Genomic DNA, 23227 nt, shown 5'->3' on the forward strand with positions numbered 1-23227 from the left:
TCGGGGGGGACGAGACGGGCGGTGCCGGAACCACACGGGCCGCACGAGCACGGGAGAACGGGCAGCACAGGAAAGGGCCGCAGTGACCACCGCCGAGCCGACACGCGCCGACCACGGGTCGAAGCGTCCTTCCCCTTTGCGAATAGTGCTTCCGGCGCAGCGTCCCGCACCACCCCGGGCCCCGGTCCCTCCCGGCTCCGCACCGCGGCGGAAGCGCCGTTACACCGTGCTGGCCGCCACCGGACTGGCCGCGGTCGCCCACCTCCTGTGGTACTTCCTGTTCGCGAACAGCGGCGGGGACCTGGCCGCGCAGGACGCCTGGGCCGAGTTCGTCGGACGGCACCCGGACTCCGCGTACAACCTGGCCTGGTACGGCGGGATGCACCCGGTCTCGTACAGCGTGGTCTCGCCGTACCTGATGTCGCTGCTCGGCGTCCGCAAGACGATGATGCTCGCGGGGACGCTGTCGGCGGCGCTGACCGCGTTGATCCTGGTCCGGGTGCGGGCGGTGCGCAATCCGCTGCTCTGCTCGATCGCCGCCGTCTTCGCGTTCCTCTGCAATGCGCTCTCGGGGCGGGTGACCTTCGGCCTCGGCATGACGTTCGCCCTGGGGGCGGTCGCCGCCGTCTTCTGCTGGCCGCACCTCCGGTGCGAACACTGGCTCGACCGGACCGACTGTCGTTGCGCCCGTCGCCGGCGCTGGGCCAAAGCGGCCGTCGCCGCCCCGCTGGCCGGCCTGGCGACGGCGTGCAGCCCGGTCGCGGGACTCTTCCTCGGCATCATGGCGGGGGCGCTCTTCCTCAACAAGCGGCGCCCCGGCGCGTACGCCCTCGGGCTCGCTCCGGTGGCCGTGGTCGGGCTCTCGGCCTGGCTCTTCCCGTTCTCCGGCACCCAGCCGATGGCGTTCGGCTCGACCGCACTGCCCCTGACCTTCGGGGTGCTCGTCTTCTGCCTCGTCCCCAGGGACTGGCGGACGGTCCGGACCGCCGCCGTGGTCTACACGGTGGGCACCTTCCTGACCTGGCTGATCGACTCCCAGATCGGCTCGAACATCTCCCGGCTGCCGATGCTGTTCGCGGGCGTCGTGCTGCTCGCGGCCCTGCCGTACACGGCGCCGCGCTCGCGCCGCTGGTACGCACTGCTGGTCGCCTTCGTCGGGCTCAACTTCTGGATCGGCTTCAAGGGCGTCGACGACGTCATCCGCACCGCCCCGGACGCCTCCTGGGCCCGCGAGCTGGCGCCGCTCGTCAACCAGCTCCAGGTGCGGGGCGCGGGCAAGGCACGCGTCGAGGTCGTGCCGGCCTCCAGCCACCGCGAGTCCTCCGCGCTCAGCCCGTACATCAACCTGGCGCGCGGCTGGAACCGCCAGGCCGACATGGAACGCAACCCGCTCTTCTACGACGACACCCTGAACGCGCAGAACTACGAGGAATGGCTCCACCGCTGGGCCGTGCACTACGTCGTCCTGCCCACCGGCACCCCCGACTCCGGCGCCGAGCTGGAGGCGGAACTGGTGGACGAGGGCCTGCCCTACCTGAAGCAGGTCTGGTCGGACGCGAACTGGCGGCTGTACGAGGTCGAGGACCCGACCCCGCTGGCCGACCCGCCCGCCCAGGTGCAGAGCGCCGAGGAGAACGAGGTCGTCATCCGCGTCGACAGCCCCGGCCGGGTCCTGATCCGGGTCCCGTACTCGCCCTGGCTCGCCCTCGTCGACGAGAACGGCGGCAAGATCGCCCCGCCCCAGGAGACCGAGGCCTCCCGACTGGCCCGCGAGGAGTCGGAGACCGAGCTCCCCAAGGTCTTCGCCAACGAGGAGGGCTGCCTCTTCAGCGCGGAAGCCGACGCCGAGGGCGATGAGTGGACCGAACTGGTCGCCCCCCGCGCCGGCGTCTACCGGCTGGCGGCCCCCTACGAGTTCTCCCGGGGCACGCCCTGCCCGGAAGAGCTCCGCTGAGGCACCGGGGGCCACCCCCGCCACCGGAACCCCGCGCCCGCCACCGGGGCCCAGCCGCTCCGCCCCTGCGGGAACGGCGAACGGCGGGACTAGGACTTCACGGGCTCCAGCCGCAGCCGCCGGGTCGGCCAGGGCGCCGGTTCGGCCCGCCCGAACCAGACCCGGACGTCCTCCCCGGTGCGAACGGGCAGGCGGGGAAAGTCGTTCTCGGCGTGCTCGGTCCGGTGCAGTGCGTGGCCCGGGCCCAGGTGCCGGGCGGCGTACGCGTCGAAGTCGGCCGCGTCGGTGGGATGGCAGACCGTCGCGAGCACCTCACTCGTCCCCGGCTCCGGCGTGAAGCCCGGGCCCCGCAGCAGCAGGACGTCGTCGCTGTCGACCATGGTGGCGTTGGCGGTGTCACGGTGCTCCCGCCAGACCGGGCCGGTGTAGAACGACTCCAGCGCGCTCCTGCGGTGTGCCATGTCGGGGAACGCGCGCAGCCAGACGAAGCGGTCCGGGTCCTCCAGATCGCGGAACCGGCCGCCCACGGTGATGCCGACCGCCTGCTGACCGGTCACGAACTCGCGCTCGAACAGCTCGATCAGGGTCTCCCTGGTGCCGGGATGCAGGGTGTACTGCCGGAGTTCGACGATGCTCATGCGCCGGCCCGCTTGGTGCGTGTGATGAGGTCCGTGGTCCCGTTCTCGTCCATGGGCGGCAGGTTAGGTCCGCTCTGCTGACACCCACTGTCAGTGGATACTGGGCGGCATGCGTGCGAGCCGGCTGGTCACCCTGCTGCTGCTGCTCCAGAACCGGGGTCGGATGACGGCCCGACAGTTGGCGGACGAACTGGAGGTCTCCGTCCGGACGGTCTACCGCGACGTCGAAGCGCTCGGCGCCGCCGGCATCCCGCTGTACGGCGCCGCCGGCCACGCCGGCGGCTACCGTCTGGTCGACGGCTACCGGACCCGGCTCACCGGACTGACCGTGGACGAGGCGCGGGCCGCGTTCCTCGTCGCACTCCCCGGCGCCGCCGCCGAACTCGGCCTCGGCGAGGCGCTCGCCACCGCCCGGCTCAAGCTGCGGGCCGCCCTTCCGGCGGAGCTGCGCGAGCACGCCGAGCGGATCCAGGAGCGCTTCCTGCTCGACGCCCCCGGATGGTACGGCGACGTCGATCGAGCGCCTCACCTGGCCGCGGTCGCCACCGCGGTGTGGGCGCGGCGGGCGGTGGTACTGCGCTACCGGCGCTGGCGGGCGCCGGAGGAGATCGAGCGACGGGTGGAGCCGTACGGGCTCGTCCTCAAGGCCGGCCGCTGGTACCTGGTCGCGGGTGGACCGTCGGGGGTCCGCACCTACCGGATCGACCAGATCCTCGGAATCCGGCCGCTGGAAGAAGAGTTCGTCACCCCCGACGGGTTCGACCTCGCCGAGTACTGGAACGTCTACCTGGCCGACTTCCGAGCACGACTGCACACTGCGGACGCCCTGGTGCGACTCACCCCGGAGGGCGCCCGCCACCTGGGCGTGACACCCACGGGTGACGGATGGACGGAGGCCCGCGTACCCATCGAATCGATCGACCACGCCCACCGGGACTTCCTGCGCTTGGGTGCCGACGTCGAGGTCCTGGCCCCGGCCGAACTGCGCAGCCGCATCGCCGAGACGGCACGGATCCTCGCCACCCGCTACGACGCGTGACCCGGGCGGAAGGCCCTCCCGACCGCGGGGGACTGCCCGCGGTGATGCCGGAAAGGACGTCAAAGGCCACCCGGGAACGTTCCCGGGTGGCCTTTGCCCCTGGTGCCCCCGGCAGGAACGGATGGCCGGGGTGGGCCGGGCCGCAGTGGTGAATGGGCGCCGCCGCTACGACGACTTCCCCGCCCCGGTGGCTGGCACGGAGGTGCACCCGCAGTTCGACGGCCGCGCCGTGGTGGCCTGGCTGCTGGCCGACAAGATCGAAGTACCGATGCGGCCGACGGTCGCCTACCTGACGTTGGCCGGGACCGGGGGCGCCCTATTTGTCACTTGGTAGTGGCTTCGGGAGAAGAGGGTCTTCGGGTGTGTAGAGGCTGAGGTTGACGCGGGCGCCGGGGGCCGTGACGGGTTCGGCGAGGTAGGTCGTGAGCCGGCCCGGTCCGTGAACGGCGTGGCAGATGGGGAGTTCGGAGCCGTCGAAGTGGGGGATGGGGACCGCCGCATGGTCTCGGTAGAGCGGGCCGGCCACGGGGTCGTTGAGGACGTCGTACGCGAGACGACCGAGGGCCGGATTCTCCGGGCGTAGCTCCACGCTGCGCTTCAGGTGGGGCATGATGGCCGGCGCCCAGTGGGTCTCCCAGTGCATCAGGACGTCGGTGCGGGCCTCGAAGGACAGGAGCATCCAGCGCATGATGTTTCCCGGGGCCTGCCCGCGCGGGAAAAGGCGTCGGAAGTCCTCGTTGTGCACGATGACGTTGAACTCGGCATCGCTGACGTACGCCAGCGCGCCGCTGATCTGGTCGACGACCCGCTGCCACGACCCCACGGTTACGGACATCGCCGAACTGCCGTGCAAAGCGTGTGGCGGGTTCTCCTTGCGGGTGATCAGCCACAGGAACGCCCATTCCTGTTCGTCCAGCCGCAGCGTCCTCGCGACTGCCGTGAGGAGATCGACGCCGGGGTTGAAGAGTTGACCGTTCTCGAACCGGTTGTACGTGCCCGGGGTGCGCGTGAGCAGCACGTCCATCTGCTCCTGACTCAGACCGGCAGCCCGCCTGCCAGGACCGGGCATGCGCTTGGGGAACCCCATGGTCACCGGGTCGATCGCGGCTCGGCGCGCCTGAAGGATCTTCTTGAGGCGGCCTCGGTCACTGGCCGACAGGTTCATCCGAAACCTTCCACTCGGGATGCGCCCGGGCAGCAGCCGGGGTGGCCCAATTATCTGCACTCCTGCACCCTGGAAACGGTGATCACGCAGAGCGAGACTGTCTTCGTCTGACCAACGGCATCGGGAGATTTACCTGTCCTCTGCCGTGTGGTTTCCCGGCCGTGGCGTGGTGACCGCTCTTGCTGTGGACGGGTTGCGCCTGGAGGGCCTGCCTTCGGCTGTGGAACAAGTCCTGAGGTCCAGGAGGCAGGGCTAGACCGATCGCTGAACTGCCGACCTTGCTGTGTGTTCGACGAGTGCGGGGTGCGGCCGATGATCCGGGGGGATCCGATGTTGGAGGTATTGGGGCTGACTGCTGCGGCCGTGGCGGTGTACCAGGCCATGCTGGATCATCCCGGCTCCAGCCTGGAGGAGATCGCTGCGCATTGCGCTCTGACGCCCGTTCAGGTACATGATCACCTGGATGAGTTGAGCCGGCTCACCCTGGTACGGGTATCCGCCGAGCGACCAGGTCAGATGCGCGCCGTCAGTCCGGAGATCGGCCTGGCCGACCTGCTTGCCGGCCAGGAAGCCGAACTCGCCTCACGCCAGGCCCGGCTCGCCGCCTCACGTGCAGCTGTCTCGCGTATGGTCGCCGAACGCGCCGAGCTCCGTACGAACCATGGCGAACGCCTGCACGGTTTGGACGCCATCCACAGTCGCCTTGAACACATGGGCCGTTCTGCGATCTCCGAGGTCCTCAGCAGCCAGCCAGGCAGCCAACGCCCCGAGGACCTTGCAGCCAGCCGCTCCGCGGACACCGAGGCCCTGGGCCGCGGCATCACGATGCGAACCCTCTACCAGGACGCCACTCGCAACCAGCCCCACATCACGGCCTACGCCCAATGGCTGCTCGGTCAGGGCAGCGAGGTCCGTACCGCCCCCACGATTCCCCAGCGCATGGTCGTCGTGGACCGCGCCCAGGCTCTGGTCCCCATCGACCCGACCGACACCCGCAAGGGAGCCCTGCACGTCACCGAACCAGGCATCCTCGCCGCGCTGCTCGACTTTTTCGAGCTGTCCTGGAACACGGCCGTTCCCCTCGGCGCCACCCGCCCCGAGGACCCCCGAACCAGCCTCACCCCCACCGAACGAGAGATCCTGCGCCTGCTTGGCGCCGGGTTCACCGATGACGCCGTGGGGCAGCGCCTGGGAATTTCCTCGCGCACCATCGGTCGCCACATGTCCTCCATCATGGAACGCCTGGGCGCCGGAAGCCGCTTCGAAGCCGGAATCAAAGCCGCCCAGAAAGGCTGGCTCTGATCACGGGGGACCGCCGCGCAAGAGCAGTGGCATCGGCCAGGCCGGCAGGCCCGGGCCGGGAGCAGCGGGACGGTCAGGGGCTGTCCCGCGCCTGCTGCTCATGGGCAGGTGATGCAGTCGGCGCTTGCGCAGGCCAGCTGCCCCAGGCCATGGCCCTTCCTCGCGGGCAGGCCGTGTCGTCGGCCATGGAGCCTGCCGATGGCGGACCGGGATGCCGGTAGCGGCTTACGGGCGGATGGCTTGACGGTGCCGCGGCTCGGGCCGCTGTTCGGAGTGCCCGAGTCGCCGGCCAACCGCCCCATCGGGTACCTCGTGCTCTTGCCCGAGAGCAGAGCCCGCCTGGTCGTCACGGCCGGCTTCGCGCCGCAATCCGCGGCGGCTGCATGGCAGGGGAGAGATCCGGAGCCGAAGCCGCCGCCGGCTGGACCCTCACCATCGCCGACGGTGACTGTCCGGGCCCTCGGACTGTGCTCTTCTCAGCCGGAAAGGCTGCTTGGGCAAGTACTCCGGTCGTGCACAGCCACGGCCGCACGGCTCACCGCGATCGGCATGGGTGCGGGCGGACACGTGGCCCCCGTACGCCGGAACAAGGGCTGGGGTGCCTTGGTCCGTGGCCCGGAAGCCCCGTCACAAGCTACTCGCGGTATTGGTCGGTGCCAGCGGCGTCCTGTCGGCCGTCGCGCCTGCCGCGCTGTTGAGAGGGGGCGCGAACTCCTGGGCGATCTGTCCGAGGGGTAGCGGAGGCTGCCGGCGCCGCGGCGCGAGAGTTGCTGAGCAGCCCGCTACGTTCTGATGGCCAAGGGGGCCAGGCGGTCGCGACGACGCGTGATCTCGGGGTGCTCGTGTGAGGGCGAACAGGAACCCTTCGCTTTCACTGCAGGGTCGAGTGCGTCCTTTCTCCAGGGGGTGCGAGCGACCAAGAGATTGTCATGTCCATGACTTAAAGTCCGGATCCCGACAGGCCGGTAGGCGACACCCCGAAGGCCTTCCGGTGCCGTCGGCGAGCGACGAAGCTGGTCATTGCCGCCAGGGAAACGCCCCGGGCGGTGACCGGACGGAGCGTCACCCGCGGGACGCCCGAACGGCGCAGGACAGCCATCCCCTCAGCAGCTAAGGACTTTCGTCGTGATTCGCACTCGTATCGCCCAGGCCGCCGCGGTCGCCACTGTCTCCCTCTCCGCGATCATCCTCATCCCCTGCGCCGCCTCGGCCGCCGCCGAGAAGACGCCGGTACTGGCCACCGCCGAGACCTCCGACAGCCTCGGCTGGGGTGTGCAGCCCTCCTCCAACAGCCTTGGCTGGGGCTGATGAGCCGGCGATGGAAATCGTCTATGCCAGCCTGATGTGCAGGCAGGCTGGCGAGGCCCCCGAGGCGAGCGAAGCGGCCGAGGCCGTGGACGCCATGTGGGCCCACGCTCTGCCCTCGGTCGGACTCCAGCACGTCAGCGCGCGCCCCGAATCCGGCCGTCTCGACTTCCTGCTCTACCTCCTGAGCCCCGGTTCCCCGAGTGCGCCCAGCGCCCTCAGTCGTGCCCACACCCTCCTCGCGCGCAGCCAGCAGAGCTCGCCCCTGCTCAACCGGCGCTACCTGCCCCCAAAGCCGCTCGCGGAGCCCACCACCCGCTCCACCCGGTGACCGCAGCGCCATCCGACCGCGCCGCCCGCTGACCGTAGCGACGCGAGCGGTGACTGCCACCCCGTCACTCGCGGACGAAACCGCGGCAACCACTGCGGACTTCCGTCCTGGCACCGCCGGGATCCGGCGACTGCTGTGCCTGCAGGGCAGCTGTCGACGGATCAGGCCTTGCGCGCCCTGCGCACTCCTTCCGTACGCCACTTCCAAAGGAACTGTCATGTCCATGTCTTTCCGTGCCCGCCGTACCCTCTTCGCCTCCGGTGTCACCCTCGCCGCCATGGCCTGCACCCTGAACCTGGCCACCGCCCCCGCCTTCGCCGACACCACCGCGGAGGCCGCCGCCCTGGCCCGGGCCCAGGTCGGCGACAACGCCTGCTCGATCAACAGCCTGGGCGGCAGAGGCTTCCTGACGAGCTGCAACACTGCCACCGGTGACGAGGCGGAGCCCTGGTGCGCGGACTTCGTGAAGTGGGTCTGGAAGAACTCGAACTTCAACGTCAACGGGACGGACGCGCGGGCCGCTTCGTTCTACTCCTACGGCCAGACGAACGGCACCCTGCACACCTCGTCCTCGTACCAGCCCCAGGTCGGAGACGCCGTGGTCTTCGGGTACTCGGGCGGCTGGGCCCAGCACGTCGGCATGGTCACCGCCGTCTACGCGGACGGATCCATCATGACCACCCACGGCAACTGGAACGACAAGGTCGCCGACGTCGCGGTGAGTGCCTCGGGGAAGCAGGTGGGCGACTCACTGAGCGGCCTGACCATCAGCGCCTATGTCTCGCCACTCGGCGCGACCCCGTCCTCGTACAGCAAGGGCGACCGCGACTTCACCGGTGACCTCAACGACGACCTGCTGGGCGTGAGTGCGAGCGACAACAAGCTGCGCATGTACGTCGGCAACGGCGAAGGCCAGTTCGCCTCGCACGAGGTCGGCCCCGGCTGGGGTGGCATGGACAAGGTCAAGGCCGCCGACTTCAACAACGACGGTGACGGCGACCTGGTGGCCCGCGAGGCCTCGACCGGCGAGCTGCACCTCTACCTCGGCAACGGCAACGGCGGCTTCAAGTCCCACACCGTGATCGGTACGGGCTGGAACGCGATATCGGACTTCGTGGCGGGTGACTTCACGGGTGACGGCAAGGCCGACATCGCAGCGGTCCGCAAGGACGACGCGACCCTGCGGCTCTACTCGGGCACGGGCACGGGCGTGACGTACACCAAGCAGATCGGCTCCGGCTGGTCCGGCATGTCGAAGCTCGCGGCGGGTGACTTCAACGGTGACGGCCGCGCCGACCTGGTGGCGCAGGCCGACTCCACCGCTGACCTGAAGCTCTACGTCGGCACCAGCACGGGCGTCGCCCCCGCGATCCAGATCGGCCAGAACTGGTCCGGCATCGACAAGATCACCCTCGCCGACATCGACAGCGACGGCCGCGCCGACGTGGTTGCCACCGTCGCGAGCACCGGCGACCTGTACCTCTACAAGAGCCAGAGCAACAGCCTCAAGGCAGGCGTCAAGGTCGGCCATGGCTGGGGCGGCATGAGCCACCTCATCTAGGCGGCATCAGGCAGGGGGCCCGGAGCCCGTCCTTTCCGGAACGGGCCCGGCCCCCCCGCCTCCCCCACCGCTTCCTTGCCCCTCCCGCTCCTTCCCCGCTTCCGTGCCGTCCGAGATGAAGGTCACCAGCCATGTCCTCGCACACCCTGCGCCGTTCTGCCCTGACGCTCCTCGCCGCCTCCGCCCTCGGCACCCTGATCCCCCTCGCCGCCGCGGCCCCCGCCTCCGCCGCGTCCGTCGCCACCTGGGACAAGGTCGCCCAGTGCGAGAGCAGCGGCAACTGGTCCATCAATACCGGGAACGGTTACTACGGTGGACTGCAGTTCCTGAAGTCCACCTGGGACGCCTACGGCGGCGGCGTGTACGCCGCGTACCCCCACCAGGCCTCCAAGATGGAGCAGATCCTCATCGGCGAGAAGGTCCTCGCTGACCGGGGAGAGGGCGCCTGGCCCAACTGCGGCCCGGCCGCCGGCCTCGGCTCCGACAACCAGGACCCGTACCCGACGCAGCCGGCCGTCCAGCGCGACCGCGACTTCACCGGTGACCTCAACGACGACCTGCTGGGCGTGAGTGCGAGCGACAACAAGCTGCGCATGTACGTCGGCAACGGCGAAGGCCAGTTCGCCTCGCACGAGGTCGGCCCCGGCTGGGGTGGCATGGACAAGGTCAAGGCCGCCGACTTCAACAACGACGGTGACGGCGACCTGGTGGCCCGCGAGGCCTCGACCGGCGAGCTGCACCTCTACCTCGGCAACGGCAACGGCGGCTTCAAGTCCCACACCGTGATCGGTACGGGCTGGAACGCGATATCGGACTTCGTGGCGGGTGACTTCACGGGTGACGGCAAGGCCGACATCGCAGCGGTCCGCAAGGACGACGCGACCCTGCGGCTCTACTCGGGCACGGGCACGGGCGTGACGTACACCAAGCAGATCGGCTCCGGCTGGTCCGGCATGTCGAAGCTCGCGGCGGGTGACTTCAACGGTGACGGCCGCGCCGACCTGGTGGCGCAGGCCGACTCCACCGCTGACCTGAAGCTCTACGTCGGCACCAGCACGGGCGTCGCCCCCGCGATCCAGATCGGCCAGAACTGGTCCGGCATCGACAAGATCACCCTCGCCGACATCGACAGCGACGGCCGCGCCGACGTGGTTGCCACCGTCGCGAGCACCGGCGACCTGTACCTCTACAAGAGCCAGAGCAACAGCCTCAAGGCAGGCGTCAAGGTCGGCCAGGGGTGGGGCGGCATGAGCCACCTCATCTGAGCAGGCACGCGCGCCAACACGCGAGAAGCCGCCCGGTCGCACAGGCCTTGCGGCTTCTCGACGTTCCAGGCGCCGATGGCCGCACACGAACCATCCCGGTAGACGACTCCCGCCCAGAGGTTCAGTCCGTCGGGTCGTCCGCACTTCGACCGCCCATCAGAGATGCCGTACATCGCGTACTGCGAACCGCGCTTTCGGGAGCGGTGAGGGACGAGTTGATCACGCGGAACGTCGCATCGCTGGTCGAGCCGCCGAGGGCCAAACAGCGGGAGATCCGCCCGTGGACGCTGGCGGAGACGCTGAGGTTCCTGGAGGCCGCGCGAGGCGAGTCGCTCCATGCAGCCTTCGTCCTGGCCATCGCGATGGGGCTCCGCCGGGGAGAGCTGGTCGGGCTGAGGTGGTGGGATCTCGACCTTGAAAATCGCGTGCTGCACGTCCGGCAGCAGACGCAGCGCCGTCGCGGGAAGCTCTACCAGGACGATCCGAAGAACCGACGTCGGCGAGTCGTTCCGCTGCCCGCACTGCGCATTGCCCCGCTCCGGTGGCACCGGCTCAAGCAGCGCGAGATGTTCGCTGCGACCGGAGTTCCGTGGTCCGAGGACGGTCCCGTCTTCGCCACCAGGAACGGTCGGACGGTGGAGCTGCGGAACGTCTACCGAGCGTTCACCCGCGTTGCGGCCGACGCCGGACTCCGTGTGGTCCGGCTGCACGATACCCGGCACGGGTGCGCCACCCTGCTCACCGCTGCCGGTGTCGCTCCCCGGATCATCATGGAGATCCTCGGCCATAGTCAGATCAGCATCACGATCGAGGTCTACACACACGTTGCCCACGACACGAAGCGGGAGGCGATCAGTCACATGGATCGGATGCGGAGGCGCCAGCGGCCGGGTGCGTGACGCGGTTGCCGCCAGATGGTGCAGTCAAACGGCCCGGACCGTGATCGGTCCGGGCCGTTTCGCCTGGTGCCCCCGGCAGGATTCGAACCTGCGACACCCGCTTTAGGAGAGCGGTGCTCTATCCCCTGAGCTACGAAGGCGGGGCTTGCCGAAAACCGTGCCGGAACCCCCCGTGGGGGATGCCGGGCGGGATGAGGCAGACGCCCTGGTCAGGCTTTCTCCGGGGCTGCTGGGGGTGGGTTCCGGAGGAACCTTTCCCGGGCAGGTGCCTCGAAGGCGGACTGACCGCTGACAGCCTAGCGGATAGGGGTTACCGAGGTCGCCCCCATTGCGGCCAAGCGCCGCCGTCAGCTCATGTCATGCCTTCTGACCTGGGAATTTCAGGCGGGGGAGGGGGCGACGGAGTCTCTGGGATCCAGCTGCGGGCAGTGCGCGGGCGAGGGCGTCCGGCAGCTCGGAGCGGATGAAGTCGGTGCCCGGGTAGCAGTGCCGGATATCTGCGCGCCCTGCTGGAGCCGTACGGGGCGACCGACGACCGCGACGTGGAACAGACGACGGGAACCGCTTCAAGAGGGGTTGTCCCATGGCGCACGGGAAGTCCCTGGCGAACCCGGTACGAGGAAGGCCGGCCCTGCGAGGGCGAGCACGTGTGCCGTGCCTTTGCCCCGGGGTGAGGCGCAGCGCGTTCCGAGAGGGCCGGAGGGGCTTCCTTCGGGGCTGCTGCGGGCGGGTTGGGCACTGCTCGACAGATCACGTGATCACTAGGATCCAGGAGTGTCCGTTCCCCGTCGGTCAGCGACGGGGGACGGGGGGATGCGGCAGCGATGGGCGGTGCGGGTCCGGTGCGTCCCGCAGCGGACCGCGAACGGGGGAGCTGTGGGGGGTCGACGGCTGCACGGGCGTCTCGGGGCGGTGGTGGCGCTGCTTCTGGCGGTATCCACTGCCGTGCTCCTGGGCAGGTCGTGGACCGCCTGCGACGTGGGAGTGAGCAACGCGGCCAACAGCGGTTTCCTGCTGTGGCTGTTCATCCCGTGCCTCTGGACGGTCCTGCTGCTGGTCTGGGTCGCGGTGGGCGCCCTCCTCGGGAACCGTCCCCTCCTCCGTGCCTCTGCCCTCGCGGTGACGCTCCTCGGCGTTGTCTGGTGCGTCACCTCGGTCTTCTGGGAGGGTGCCGCCACTCCTCCGTGCCCCGGCGGCGTGCCCCCGTGGTGGCCGAGCTCCATCCCCGCCCCGGGGTTCTGAGGGGGCGGCCCCGGTGGTTCACGGCTTGGGCCGGAGGCGGACCGCTGCTGCGGTGACGGTGCCGTGGAAGACAGGAGGGCCGTCGGGCGGCAGCCCCCCTTCCCCGGCACGGTGGGTCGTGCAGGTCGGCCCGCCCCGGGACCGTCCGAGCCCTTCGGCAGCCGGACCGGCGGCACGAGCGCTCGGGGATCGGTGCCCGTGCGCCAACCCGAGGCCGTGTCGCTGCCCCACCTTGATGACCCGACCTTGATGACCCGACCTCGGTGACTCCGTCTCGGTGACCCCATCTCGATGGTCCCGGCTCGATGGTCCCGGCTCGGCGGCTCCGCCGTCCGCAGGGGTGCCTTCCGTCCCTCGGGGACACCCGGCGTCCCGGCTTCACCCCCGACCCTCCGGTGCACGAAGTCCGACCCGGTGGTCGTCGTATGTGTGCTCGATGGATCGAATTCGATCATTTGGTCCGGGGGCAGCATCCTGACTGTTCGTCACCATCCGCTCTCTGATAGTTGTTTGAGCGGGGTACGGGCATGCGCTCGTGGCGGTGTTCCCCGGCACCGCAGGGAGGACGCAGATGAGCACCACCACTCGGGACGAGGTCCTCGCCGGCGAACAGCGGGCGGTGGACCACGCGTACGACTGCTACACCGCGAAGCTCGCCGAACTGAGCGGCACGTCGGCCGCCACCGCCTCGGCGAGCGGCAAGGACGGGATCGCCAACCGGATCGAGGCGGAGGCCCGTGCGGAGGCCTACGGCGGACTCGGCGACGAAGCGCTGGTCTTCGCCCGCGTCGACGCCCCGGAGGAACCGGGCGGAGAGCCCCGGCCCTGGTACATCGGACGTCGTGGGGTCAAGGACGACGCGAACGATCCGGTCGTCCTGCTGTGGACCAGCCCCCTGGCGAAGAAATGGATCGAGGCCCGGCCCGAGGGCCCGGACGGGGTGGTCCTGCGCCGCCAACTCCGTTGCGTACAGCGGATCGTCGAGGGCTACTTCGACGAGATATCCCCGGTGTCCCCGATGCCCCGGATGTCCCCGACGGCCCAGACGGAGCCCGCTCCCGCTCTCGCGTCCCCGGTCGGACCCGAGCCCGCCGCCGTACCGCGGCCCCGGCGGCCCGTCGACGACGGCGCGCCGGGAGAAGGGGAAACGGAGGCTCCCCCCGCCCCGGAGCGCACGCCGGTGCCCACCCCCGGCGACGTCGTGCGGTGGCAGCGGCGCAAGCCGCTCCAACCGGATGACTTCCTGCTGCGGGAGCTCCAGCGGTCCCGCCGCGGCCGGATGCGGGACATCGTCGAGACCATCCGCCGCGACCAGATGGAGCTGGTCACCGGTTCCCCCTCGGACATCCTCGTCGTGCAGGGCGGCCCCGGCACCGGCAAGTCGGCGGTCGGTCTCCACCGGGTGACCTGGCTCGTCAACAACGAGCACTTCAAGGCCCAGGACATCCTGGTCATCGGCCCCCATCAGAGGTTCCTCGACTACGTCGGGCAGGTCCTGCCCACCCTCGGCACCCGGGACGTCAACGCCGTCCAGCTGGACCGCCTGTGGGAGGGCGAGATCCTCGGCACCGACGCGCCGCAGGCGCGCCTGGTGAAGTCGGACGAGCGCATGGCGGCCGTGCTGCGCCGCCGCGTCGAGAGCGACTACCGCCCCGAGGCCCTCGACGCCCTCACCGTCGAGCCCTCCTTCGAGGGCGACGAGCCCGCGATCGTCGTCACCGCCGGCAGCACGACCCTCCGGGTGCCGAAGTCCGAGGTGCTCGCCCTCCTCGACCGCGCCCATGCCGGCGACGGACCCTTCCGGGAGCGGCGCGACCGCTTCCGCGGCCTCTTCGTCGACCGGCTCCTCCAGGAGCTCGCCGACATCGCACCGCGCCGCGGGCAGGTCGGCACCATCCGCCGGGACCTGGAGCGCAACCGCCGGGTCGAGCGCCTCCTCGAACGGGTCTGGCCGTCCCCCGGCCCCCGCGAAGCCCTGCGCAGCCTCTACGACTCGGCCGACCTGCTGCGGGACTGCGCCGCCGACCTCCTCGACGGGGACGAGCAGGCGGCCCTGCTGCGGGCCCGCGCCGCCAGCGCCGACGCCGATCCGTGGACCCTCGACGACCGCGTCTGCCTGGAGGAGCTCCAGGTGCTGATCAGCGGCGACACCCCACCCCGGTACGGCCACATCGTCGTCGACGAGGCCCAGGACCTCACGCCCATGCAGGCCCGCTCCCTGCGGCGGCGCTGCGCCGCGGGCGGCTCGATGACCGTCCTGGGCGACCTCGCGCAGGCGACGGGCGCCCACCTCCCGACCAGCTGGGACCTGCTCGGCGCGCTCCTCTCCGACCACGGCGACTGGAGCGTGGCCCGGCTCACCACGAGCTACCGCGTCCCTTCCGAGATCATGGAGTTCGTCGCTCCGCTCGCCCGAGTGATCGCCCCGGACCTGCCGTACCCGCAGGCCATCCGCGAGGTCGGGGCGGACGCCGTGCGGACCGTGGCGACCGAGCCGTGGAAGCTGCTCGACGACACGGTCGACCAGGTGGCCCGGCTCGTCCGCACCAGCGACGGCAGTACCCCCCGCTCCGTGGCCGTCATCGTCCCCGACGACTCGGACTGGCTGGACGCGATCGGCCGCCGCATCGACGAGGGCGACGACATCGCCGCGCAGGACCGCGAGACCGTGTCCGTGCTGGCCGCCAACCAGGCCAAGGGCATGGAGTACGACCACGTCCTGGTCGTCGAACCCGCCACCATCGCCGACCGCGGCCCCGCGGGACTGCGGCAGTTGTACGTGGCCCTCACCCGTAGCACCCAGAGCCTCACCGTCCTGCACACCACCCCCCTGCCGGAGGCGCTCACCGCCTCCGCGGACGACGCGGGACCCACGGCAGCGGACGTCCGACCGGAGGGCGGCGGGGCCGGAAGGCCGCCCCGGGTCGGCACCGACATCAGGGTCGAGGTCATGGACCGGACCCCGGGGGGCCGCTACAAGGTCAGGCCGCTGTCCCCGGTGATCGACCGACCGCTCGTCCTCACCGTCCGGCACGGCTCGGTCCCCCCGCGCCGCGGCGAAGAACTGGACTGCTGGGTGTTCGGCAACGAGACCGGCCAGACGGTGCTCACCGCCGACCAGCGCGGCCGGTCGCCGATCTCGGAACGGATGGCGGGACGCTACCTCACGGCACTGGACGTCCTCGCCGAACTGGTCGGCGGCGAGGAGGAGGTGCCCGACGCCCGTGGTCGCCTCTCCGAGCTCCAGGGCATGGCCCACCGGGTCCTCCGGCGGGACCAGGCCGACTGGGTCGACGTGCTCCGCCTCTTCGGCGAACCCGACCGGGAACGGCTGGGGGTCCTGCGCGACCTCGCGACGACCACCCACCGCGCCCTCAAGGAGGGCACCTTCGACGCCGGTCGGCTCGCGGAAGAACTGACGGCTTCCGCTTGGGCGGGTCCGCTCGCCGAGGCACGGCGACGGCTCCGGGAGCGATTCGCCCCCACCACCGAGGAGCCGGACTCCCCCACCACGGCTCCCGCCGCCCCCCAGACACTCGAACAGAAGGAAGACGCCCAGATGACCACTGTGGACGAGATCTCGGTCCGGCCGGCGACCGGACGGGACGACCTGCTGCGCACGCTGGAGGCGGCTGCCGGGGCCGACCGGACGTGCAAGAAGCACGAGGCGGTCCGCCACGCGCTGAAGGCGTCCCTTCTCTGGGGCGATCTCCAGCCGACCGACTCGCCCGTCGTGGACGTCAGTTGCGCCACCGCACGGGGGCTCTTCCTCTACGAGGTCCTGGGCGCCGGCCGCTCCACCTACGCGGGGCTCCGGGAGGGGGCGACCCGACTCCTGGAGATCAACCACACGTTGCCCGACCGGGCCGACGGCCTCTACCTGGTGCTTCCCGAACCGCCCGTCGAGGAGTGGTCCGCCGACATGATCCGCGACGTCTTCCACGTCCATGTGATCTGGCGGGACCCGGCCGGCTGGGGCGGCGAGAACGCGGAGGCGGCGGTGGGATCCGCCGGGGCGTAGCCCCCGCCGGGGAACCGGGCGCCCCGGCCCCCGCAACACGCCCCGCCCGTACGCCCGAAGGGAACCGGACGGGGCGGTCCTCCGGTGTCGTCGCTGTGGCTGGGGGAGGAGCGGCGGGGTCCCCGGAGGCCCCTCCGCATCCACCGGCCGGCGCCCTCGTCCCTGCGTTCGAGCAGCCGTGAGTAGGGTGTTCGGGGAAACGAGCGGAGGCGAAGGGGGAAACCGTGTCGTTCGACGAGGAATGGGCCCAGGTCCGCGAGGGGGCAGCAGCCCGTCAGGACCCTGCGATGCGCTTGAACTCCACCCCGGCTTCCCCCGGGGGCGGTCCGGGGCAACCGAACCTCCGGACGAACGATCCGGGTAAGGCCGCCGCGGTGAAGGCCCTGGAGACGCGCCTCCAGCCGGACACGCAGAAGGCGGGAATCGTCGCGGACGAGTCCACCGGTGCGGCGCAGACGGCTTTCACGGCCTGGGCGACGAGTGCCGGTCTCAAGAGCGCGCACGAGCAGTGGGCCAGGCAGGTCAAGTCGCTCCAGGCCCGGCTGGACGCGGACAAGTCCGCACTGCAGGGCACGCGGACGGGATTCACGGGATTCGAAACCGGCCTGCAGCACCAGTGGCTCCTCCAGCAGCCGCCGATCGGTGGCGCGCAGGGACCGTACGCCAAGTAACCGGGGGAACTGATGCTGACGTACCAGGACGTCGTCACGATCGATCTCACACCGCTGACCACGGCCGCCGGCAAGTGGGACGAGATGGCGACGAGCTTCCATGCGCTGGAGACCGACTACAAGGACTCGGTGCAGTCCGTGGCCGACGACGGGGTCTGGCTCGGGTTGAGCGCCAATTCCGCTTCCGGCCAGTTCGCCGGAACCCGCAAGCAGTATGCGGCGGCGCAGGTGGAGGCCAAGGCGATCGCCTCGCTCCTCCGGGACGCGCACACCCAGTTCGTCACTCTGGTCAAGGCGGTCAAGGACCTCGTCTCCCAGGCCCAAGCGGACGAGATGATCATTGATGGTCACGGCAAGGCGACCTGGGACTCTTCCGCGTACCGAACCTCCCGCAACGATCCGGACTTTCAGGACTTCCAGCGCAAGCGGCACGGGGCCGCCGACGAATGGACGAGGCGGATCGGTGACGCAGTGGGGGCCGTGGACGACGCCGACCAGGGCGCGAAGCTGGCTCTGACCCAAGCGGCCGGCGGCAACGAGGGCGTCATCCCGGGGCTGCCCAACCAGCAGTACGGCTTCAACGGCGCTGCAGTCGGTGACATCGAGCTCTACGAGGCGCAAAAGGCCCAGGACATCGCCACCCGCATCAACAACGGCGAGAAGGTGTCCGCGGCCGACTACGCCGAGTTGAACCGTTCCTTCCGCGATAACGCCGGCAACAAGGCGTTCAGCCAGACCTTCCTCGCCGGACTGGGGACGGACGGGACCATCAAGCTCTCCAACAAGCTGAACGACAAGGAACACCAGGACCTGGAGCGGGGGTTGGCCAACACGGTCGCCGGAGCGACCCAGGTGCCGGGGAAGGCTTCCGAGATGCCTCCGGGCTCGAAGAAGTTCAACGAGTGGCTGAACGGGCCCGACGGCAGGTTCTACAAGGAGTGGACCGAAAGCCTCGACGGGTCCGGCACCAAGAACTTCGGTTCCCACACCCAACCCCTCTACGGGTACCAGTCGTTCGTCAGCATGATGCAACACGCGGACGTCGACTACGACGACCAGTTCCTCTACCAGCTCGGCGACGACCTGATCGCTGCGGAGAAGGAGCACGAGGGCATCTTCACCAAGTGGGGTGGGGGCTGGGAGGAGAAGGGGATCGAGAGCGACCCCGTCGACGGCCTCCTCGGCGTGATGGGCAAGAACCCGGATGCGGCCACCGCGTTCCTCGACCCGCAGGGCAACGGTCCGGCCGGTGACCACGTCGACAACGACCACCTGAAGTACCTTCTCGGCAGCGGCGACGACTCCCGGGAGTGGCCGAAGAACGTCATCACCGGGTACGGAGTCACCACCTACGACGACTACACGAGCCGGATCGGCCTCGGGGCCGCCCTGGAGGCGGCCACCACGGGGCGGGAACCCAATTCCCCCGGGGCGGCCTTCGACCAGCACTCGGAGGCCCAGGCCAGGGTGATGCAGGAGACCATCACGATCCTGGACGAGGGCGGCAAGGGCGACTCCATCGAACAGAACCTGAAGGTGCCGCTGGGGCGTGCTCTCGCCGACTACACCGTGGACACCCATGCGATCCTCAGCGGGACCGAGAAGACCAGTCCGGAGGGCGGCTCCGGCATCAACGCGAACGGCGAGGACTCCAGCATCACCAACAGCAAGCACAGCTTGCTGCGCGTGATGCGGGGCGTGTCCGACGCGGCGTACGGGACGACGTCGGGAGGCGAGCCCGTCCTCGTCTACGACCTGCTGTACGAGAACGAGAAGCGCTACTCGGCCGAGTACCTGGCCACGGCGCGGCCCGCCGAGGACGGCCAGCAGAACAACGTCGTCGGCGACTGGGACAACAAGGCCCGTGACGTCGGCGAGGTGTACGGGGCGATGACCGCCATCGGATCCGACATGATCCTCGACGACCGCGACACCAAGATCGGCAAGCTGAACGACGAGATGCGCTACGCCTACCACGGGGTCGGCGGTCTGTTCACCCAGATCCCGGTGGTGGGTGACCCGATCCAGCGCATGGTCGACGCGGCCACCTACGAGTACTCCAAGGACGTGGCGTCGGCGGCGGAGGACGTGGCCAGGTCCAAGGACAGCACCGCCACCTCCGCCGGCGTCGGCGGCACGAACGCGCTGATGGACGCGTGGGGCGGCACGCGCGGCATTCAGGGCAGCGAGGCGCACGAGCACGCCAAGGGCGAGGCGCAGCAGAGTTTCATCACCGGGCGTGAGGACGCCTACTCGGCCCTGCGAACGAGGAAGTGAGATGGCGGCAGGCAACGGAAGGACCTCTCTCGGGCGGAAGGCGCTCGCCCCCGTCCTGGCGGTCGGTGTCCTGGCGGTGGGTGCCCACCTCTGGCTGAACACCAACCTCTTCGGACCCGACGAGGTGTGCGGGGGGCTGGTGTCCGTCGATGCGGCCGCAGCCGTCTTCCCCTCGTCCGGCCGCGTCTCCGACCGCGCCGGTCTGGACGTGCGGCCCGCCGACCGGCTCGCCTTCACCTGCACCGTCGAGAGCTCGTCGTTCCTCCCCGGCTCGGACACCGGGCACGTGCGGGTCTCGGGGAGCCGCGAGCGCGGTGACTTCCCCTTCACCGACGACGGGCGCTGGCCCAACCCGGCCACCGCGTCGTTCTTCTCCGGCGGCGCCACCGGAGCGGTCGCCGATGACCACGGTTGGGTCCTGCTGCCGGACGCCTGCGCGATGGCGAACGGGCCCGCGATCGTCGAGGGATACGCGCCCGAGGGGTCCGACCCGCTGGAGCTCGCCCGACTCCTGACCGACGTGGCCAACAAGGCCGGAGAGCGGGCCGGCTGCCTCTCCCAGGGGCTCCTCACCGCTCCCGCAGCCCTCCCGGAGGCCCCGGAGCCGCGGCCGGTGGACGCGGCGGCGGTGTGCGGTCTCAAGGGGCTCGCGTTCCCCGGCCCGGACGGACGGGGCGGGGCGGAGGAGACGGTGCAGCAGGACGTCCGTCCCACCTGGGCCTGCGACGTGGCCGGGTACGCGACCTACGCCGTGACGCAGGAGCCGCGCGTCATCGCCGGCATCCGCTCCTCGCCGGGGTTCGAGGAGCAGCCCCGGACGGCCGGCCGGCGATCGTCCGGCTTCGATCCCCAGCACGTGGTCGTCGACTGTGCGGGCGTTCCGACCTACTTCTCGATGGAGTTCGGCCAGAGCTATCTGGATGCCGTCGACGCGCCCGGCACTCCCCGAGTACAGGACCTGTTCGACGACTTCGTCGGAGTCGCCGGCGAGCGGCTCGGCTGCACCACCCCGACCTCCTGAGGACCTCACACGTGACACACGGACGACGCCGACTGCTGATCGCACCTGCCCTGGTGGCGGTCCTGGTGACCGGTTGCCAGAGCGGCCCCGGAGGGGGCGCGCCGCAGCTCAGCCTGAGCGGTTTGACCCGGACCGCCGACGGGATGCCCGAGGACGGGGCCGACACCTGTCCGCTGCCCTACGACCTGACCGCGGCGGCGAAGGCCGCCGGGCTGAGCGGGGCGGTCGGGGCCGGCCCGGTGCAGGACGACGGCGATCCCGTCGCCACGGCCGGCGGCGGCAAGCGGGTCGAGCCCGGGGAGGCACTGGCCGAGAACCCGGGGGCCCTGGTGAGTTGCACGTTCCACATCGGCGGGGACGACGTGCGGGTGCACACGATCGCCACCAGCAAGCCGCAGGCGATCGTTCCGTTGGCTCCGGTGATCCAGCGGCTGTCCGGATCGTCGCTCGACGGGCTGACCGACTACGTGGAGGAGGCCGGTGCCGCCGGGACCGGGGAAGTGGTCGTCAGCGACAGCGGCAACGTCGCCGCCGTGCGGTTGAAGCTCGACGGCGAGGGAGACGCCTTCCTCCTGGTCGGCCTCGGGGCGGAGGGGGACGGTTCCCCGGACGGCGAGCGGCGGCTCGGCGACCTCGCCCGAGCGCTCGCGGACCAACTGGGCTGAGCGGGGTCCGCTCCCGCACCGTCCTCCGGGTTTCCCCGCCCGGCTGCGGCCTTCGGGGGCGTCCCGGTCGGAGTGGGCGGAACCACCCGCCGGGCCGGGTGGTCGTCGTCACCACGACGGACGCGGACCGCTGGCCTAGGGTGGCCGGGCGGAGCTCCAAGGGGAGGGTGTGGAGATGGTTGGTGGGGTCGAGCGGCTGACGGCCGTCGGGGCGCCCTTCGCCGTCGAGGACGGCGTCTTCGTCGGCGGGCCGCAGACCCTGCGGGAGTTCGTCGAGGTGACCTGGGCCTACGGGGACCGGCCGTTCCTCGTGTCCGAGGGCGTGCGGATGAGCTATCGGGAGTTCTTCGACGCTTCCTGCGGGCTCGCGCGCCGGCTCGTCGGGGAGTACGGCTTGCGGCCCGGGGACCGGGCGGTCGTGGCCATGCGCAACCTGCCCGAGTGGCAGGTCGCGTTCTGGGCCGCGCAGCTCGCCGGGCTCGTCGCGGTGCCGCTCAACGCCTGGTGGACCGAGGAGGAGCTCGCGTACGCGCTCGACGACTGCGCGCCCGGGGTGCTGTTGGTCGACGGGGAGCGGCACGGTCGGGTCCGGGAGTGGGCCGTGCGGAACGCCGTGCCCGGGATCGTCTTCGGGGACGGGGCCGCCCGGGTGGAGGGGACCGCCGGGTTCGTCGCGTACGTGCCGGACACCGATCCGCTGCCGGGGCCGCCCGCCGTCGACGTCCTGCCCGAGCAGGACGCCACCATCATGTACACCTCCGGCACCACCGGGCGTCCCAAGGGGGCCGTCGCCACCCACCGTGCGCAGGTCGGCGCCGCCATGAACCCGCGGTACTTCGCCGCTGCGGCGGCCCTGGCGCGCGGGGAGGTGCCCGGGACGGGGCCGGCGCCGGTCTCGCTGACCACCTTCCCGTTCTTCCACGTCGCCGCCTTCACGTCCTTCTACGCCGTCATGGCGGCCGGCGGGACCCTGGTGATGATGCGCAAGTGGGATGCGGGGCGGGCCCTCGAACTGATCCGCGAGGAGTCGGTCACCCACTTCGCCGGGGTGCCGACCACGGCGCTCCACCTCCTCGACCTGGCCCGGAGCACCGGTGATCCGCTGCAGAGCCTCACGCTCCTCAGCACCGGTGGCGCCGCCGCCCCGCCGGGGATCGTCGGGGGGCTGGTCGACGGCTACGGGGAGCGGATCGAGCCGCGGAACGGCTACGGGCTGACCGAGACGTGCGGCGGGGTGCTGTCGAACGTGGGGGCCGAGTACCGGGCGCACCCCGAGAGCGTCGGGCGGCCCTCGCCGGTGACCGAGGTGCGGATCGAGCGGCCCGACGCGGAGGGCGTGGGGGAGCTGTGCTTGCGCGGGCAGTCGTTGGTCCGCGGGTACTGGGGGGACCCGGGGGCGACCCGTGCCGCCTTCACCGAGGACGGCTGGTTCCGGACCGGTGACCTCGCCCGGGTCGACGGGGCCGGGCGGGTCAGCATCGTCGACCGGCTCACGGACATGGTGATCCGTGGCGGGGAGAACGTGTACTGCGTCGAGGTCGAGGGCGTGCTGCACCGGCACCCGGCCGTCCTGGACGCCGCCGTGCTGGGCGTTCCGCATCCGTTGCTCGGGGAGGAGGTCGTGGCCGTCGTGCGGCTGCGGCCCGGGGCGGCGGTCGGGGGCGAGGAGCTGCGGGCCCACGCGGGTGCGCGGCTCGCCGCCTTCAAGGTGCCGGTCCGGATCCTGCTGCGGGAGGCGGAGCTGCCCCGGAACCCGACGGGAAAGCTCCTCAAGCGGGAGCTCAGGAAGCTGTTCGGCGGCTGATCCGGTCGGGACCGCCGGGCCGGTGCGGACCGTCGATCCGGTGCGGACCGCCGGGCCGCGACGCTCC

Annotated in this window: 17 protein-coding genes, 1 tRNA gene and 1 pseudogene; 16 read left to right on the plus strand and 3 right to left on the minus strand. The window is 70.9% G+C overall.

The window, feature by feature from the left end; genetic code table 11:
* The first annotated feature begins 82 nt into the window (after positions 1-82).
* Positions 83-1954 carry an MFS transporter gene (locus ACFW22_RS16165; protein ID WP_386404017.1) on the plus strand — a complete coding sequence of 624 codons (1872 nt, stop codon included), beginning with the start codon at positions 83-85 and terminating at the stop codon, positions 1952-1954.
* Between the two features lie 89 nt (positions 1955-2043).
* Here the strand turns inward: ACFW22_RS16165 and ACFW22_RS16170 are convergent, their stop codons facing one another.
* A complete protein-coding gene (locus ACFW22_RS16170) occupies positions 2044-2592 on the minus strand; it encodes an NIPSNAP family protein (protein WP_386404020.1) in 549 nt (182 codons plus the stop codon).
* 109 nt (positions 2593-2701) lie between these two features.
* Here ACFW22_RS16170 and ACFW22_RS16175 point away from each other — a divergent pair, with 109 nt between their 5' ends.
* Both ACFW22_RS16175 and ACFW22_RS16180 read left to right on the plus strand, forming a co-directional pair.
* A complete protein-coding gene (locus ACFW22_RS16175) occupies positions 2702-3631 on the plus strand; it encodes a helix-turn-helix transcriptional regulator (protein ID WP_386404023.1) in 930 nt (309 codons plus the stop codon).
* Positions 3632-3776: 145 nt separating this feature from the next.
* Entirely contained in the window at positions 3777-3965 is a 189-nt protein-coding gene (locus tag ACFW22_RS16180) for a hypothetical protein (RefSeq protein WP_386404026.1), read from the plus strand.
* Here ACFW22_RS16180 and ACFW22_RS16185 read toward each other — a convergent pair.
* Positions 3948-4796, minus strand: a complete 849-nt coding sequence (locus ACFW22_RS16185) for a helix-turn-helix domain-containing protein (protein ID WP_386404029.1) — start codon at positions 4794-4796, stop codon at positions 3948-3950. The genes ACFW22_RS16180 and ACFW22_RS16185 overlap by 18 nt on opposite strands.
* Before the next feature lie 285 nt (positions 4797-5081).
* On the opposite strand from ACFW22_RS16185, the gene ACFW22_RS16190 reads away from it, so the two are divergent.
* The 6 genes and pseudogenes from ACFW22_RS16190 to ACFW22_RS16215 all read left to right on the plus strand — a co-directional run.
* Positions 5082-6098: a LuxR C-terminal-related transcriptional regulator gene (locus ACFW22_RS16190; RefSeq protein WP_386404032.1), complete on the plus strand. Its 1017-nt coding sequence runs from the start codon at positions 5082-5084 to the stop codon at positions 6096-6098.
* A 1125-nt stretch (positions 6099-7223) separates the two neighbouring features.
* Positions 7224-7406, plus strand: coding sequence for a hypothetical protein (locus tag ACFW22_RS16195; RefSeq protein ID WP_386404034.1), 183 nt, complete (start codon positions 7224-7226; stop codon positions 7404-7406).
* Between the two features lie 10 nt (positions 7407-7416).
* A complete protein-coding gene (locus ACFW22_RS16200) occupies positions 7417-7734 on the plus strand; it encodes a hypothetical protein (protein WP_386404037.1) in 318 nt (105 codons plus the stop codon).
* Between the two features lie 217 nt (positions 7735-7951).
* Positions 7952-9295 (plus strand): FG-GAP-like repeat-containing protein, encoded by a 1344-nt coding sequence (locus ACFW22_RS16205; protein WP_386404040.1) that lies wholly within the window; start codon positions 7952-7954, stop codon positions 9293-9295.
* Positions 9296-9426: 131 nt separating this feature from the next.
* Positions 9427-10560 carry an FG-GAP-like repeat-containing protein gene (locus tag ACFW22_RS16210; protein ID WP_386404043.1) on the plus strand — a complete coding sequence of 378 codons (1134 nt, stop codon included), beginning with the start codon at positions 9427-9429 and terminating at the stop codon, positions 10558-10560.
* A gap of 170 nt (positions 10561-10730) precedes the next feature.
* Positions 10731-11459, plus strand: a pseudogene (locus ACFW22_RS16215) (tyrosine-type recombinase/integrase); the annotation flags it as partial.
* A 64-nt stretch (positions 11460-11523) separates the two neighbouring features.
* Here the strand turns inward: ACFW22_RS16215 and ACFW22_RS16220 are convergent.
* Positions 11524-11599: transfer RNA gene (locus tag ACFW22_RS16220), tRNA-Arg, on the minus strand.
* A gap of 775 nt (positions 11600-12374) precedes the next feature.
* Here ACFW22_RS16220 and ACFW22_RS16225 point away from each other — a divergent pair.
* From ACFW22_RS16225 to ACFW22_RS16255, 7 genes are all read left to right on the plus strand, one after another.
* Positions 12375-12701 (plus strand): hypothetical protein, encoded by a 327-nt coding sequence (locus tag ACFW22_RS16225; RefSeq protein WP_386404046.1) that lies wholly within the window; start codon positions 12375-12377, stop codon positions 12699-12701.
* 571 nt (positions 12702-13272) lie between these two features.
* Entirely contained in the window at positions 13273-16722 is a 3450-nt protein-coding gene (locus ACFW22_RS16230; protein WP_386404048.1) for an ATP-binding domain-containing protein, read from the plus strand.
* A 224-nt stretch (positions 16723-16946) separates the two neighbouring features.
* Positions 16947-17393 (plus strand): hypothetical protein, encoded by a 447-nt coding sequence (locus ACFW22_RS16235; protein ID WP_386404051.1) that lies wholly within the window; start codon positions 16947-16949, stop codon positions 17391-17393.
* 12 nt (positions 17394-17405) lie between these two features.
* Complete coding sequence (locus ACFW22_RS16240; protein WP_386404054.1) at positions 17406-19670, plus strand: hypothetical protein; 2265 nt, start codon at positions 17406-17408, stop codon at positions 19668-19670.
* Between the two features lies 1 nt (position 19671).
* Positions 19672-20691, plus strand: coding sequence for a hypothetical protein (locus ACFW22_RS16245; RefSeq protein ID WP_386404057.1), 1020 nt, complete (start codon positions 19672-19674; stop codon positions 20689-20691).
* Between the two features lie 11 nt (positions 20692-20702).
* Positions 20703-21356, plus strand: coding sequence for a hypothetical protein (locus ACFW22_RS16250; protein ID WP_386404060.1), 654 nt, complete (start codon positions 20703-20705; stop codon positions 21354-21356).
* Positions 21357-21531: 175 nt separating this feature from the next.
* A complete protein-coding gene (locus ACFW22_RS16255; protein ID WP_386404094.1) occupies positions 21532-23160 on the plus strand; it encodes a class I adenylate-forming enzyme family protein in 1629 nt (542 codons plus the stop codon).
* The last annotated feature ends 67 nt before the right edge of the window (positions 23161-23227 follow it).

Source organism: Streptomyces sp. NPDC058872 (genome assembly GCF_042743065.1).
Taxonomy (GTDB): Bacteria; Actinomycetota; Actinomycetes; order Streptomycetales; family Streptomycetaceae; genus Streptomyces.

Bases quoted from the DNA above. Each gene is read 5' to 3' on its own strand.
- ACFW22_RS16210 (WP_386404043.1), top strand. From the start codon at position 9,427: ATGTCCTCGCACACCCTGCGCCGTTCTGCCCTGACGCTCCTCGCCGCC.
- ACFW22_RS16245 (WP_386404057.1), top strand. From the start codon at position 19,672: ATGGCGGCAGGCAACGGAAGGACCTCTCTCGGGCGGAAGGCGCTCGCC.
- ACFW22_RS16170 (WP_386404020.1), bottom strand. From the start codon at position 2,592: ATGAGCATCGTCGAACTCCGGCAGTACACCCTGCATCCCGGCACCAGG.
- ACFW22_RS16205 (WP_386404040.1), top strand. From the start codon at position 7,952: ATGTCCATGTCTTTCCGTGCCCGCCGTACCCTCTTCGCCTCCGGTGTC.
- ACFW22_RS16255 (WP_386404094.1), top strand. From the start codon at position 21,532: ATGGTTGGTGGGGTCGAGCGGCTGACGGCCGTCGGGGCGCCCTTCGCC.
- ACFW22_RS16185 (WP_386404029.1), bottom strand. From the start codon at position 4,796: ATGAACCTGTCGGCCAGTGACCGAGGCCGCCTCAAGAAGATCCTTCAG.
- ACFW22_RS16175 (WP_386404023.1), top strand. From the start codon at position 2,702: ATGCGTGCGAGCCGGCTGGTCACCCTGCTGCTGCTGCTCCAGAACCGG.
- ACFW22_RS16230 (WP_386404048.1), top strand. From the start codon at position 13,273: ATGAGCACCACCACTCGGGACGAGGTCCTCGCCGGCGAACAGCGGGCG.
- ACFW22_RS16240 (WP_386404054.1), top strand. From the start codon at position 17,406: ATGCTGACGTACCAGGACGTCGTCACGATCGATCTCACACCGCTGACC.
- ACFW22_RS16200 (WP_386404037.1), top strand. From the start codon at position 7,417: ATGGAAATCGTCTATGCCAGCCTGATGTGCAGGCAGGCTGGCGAGGCC.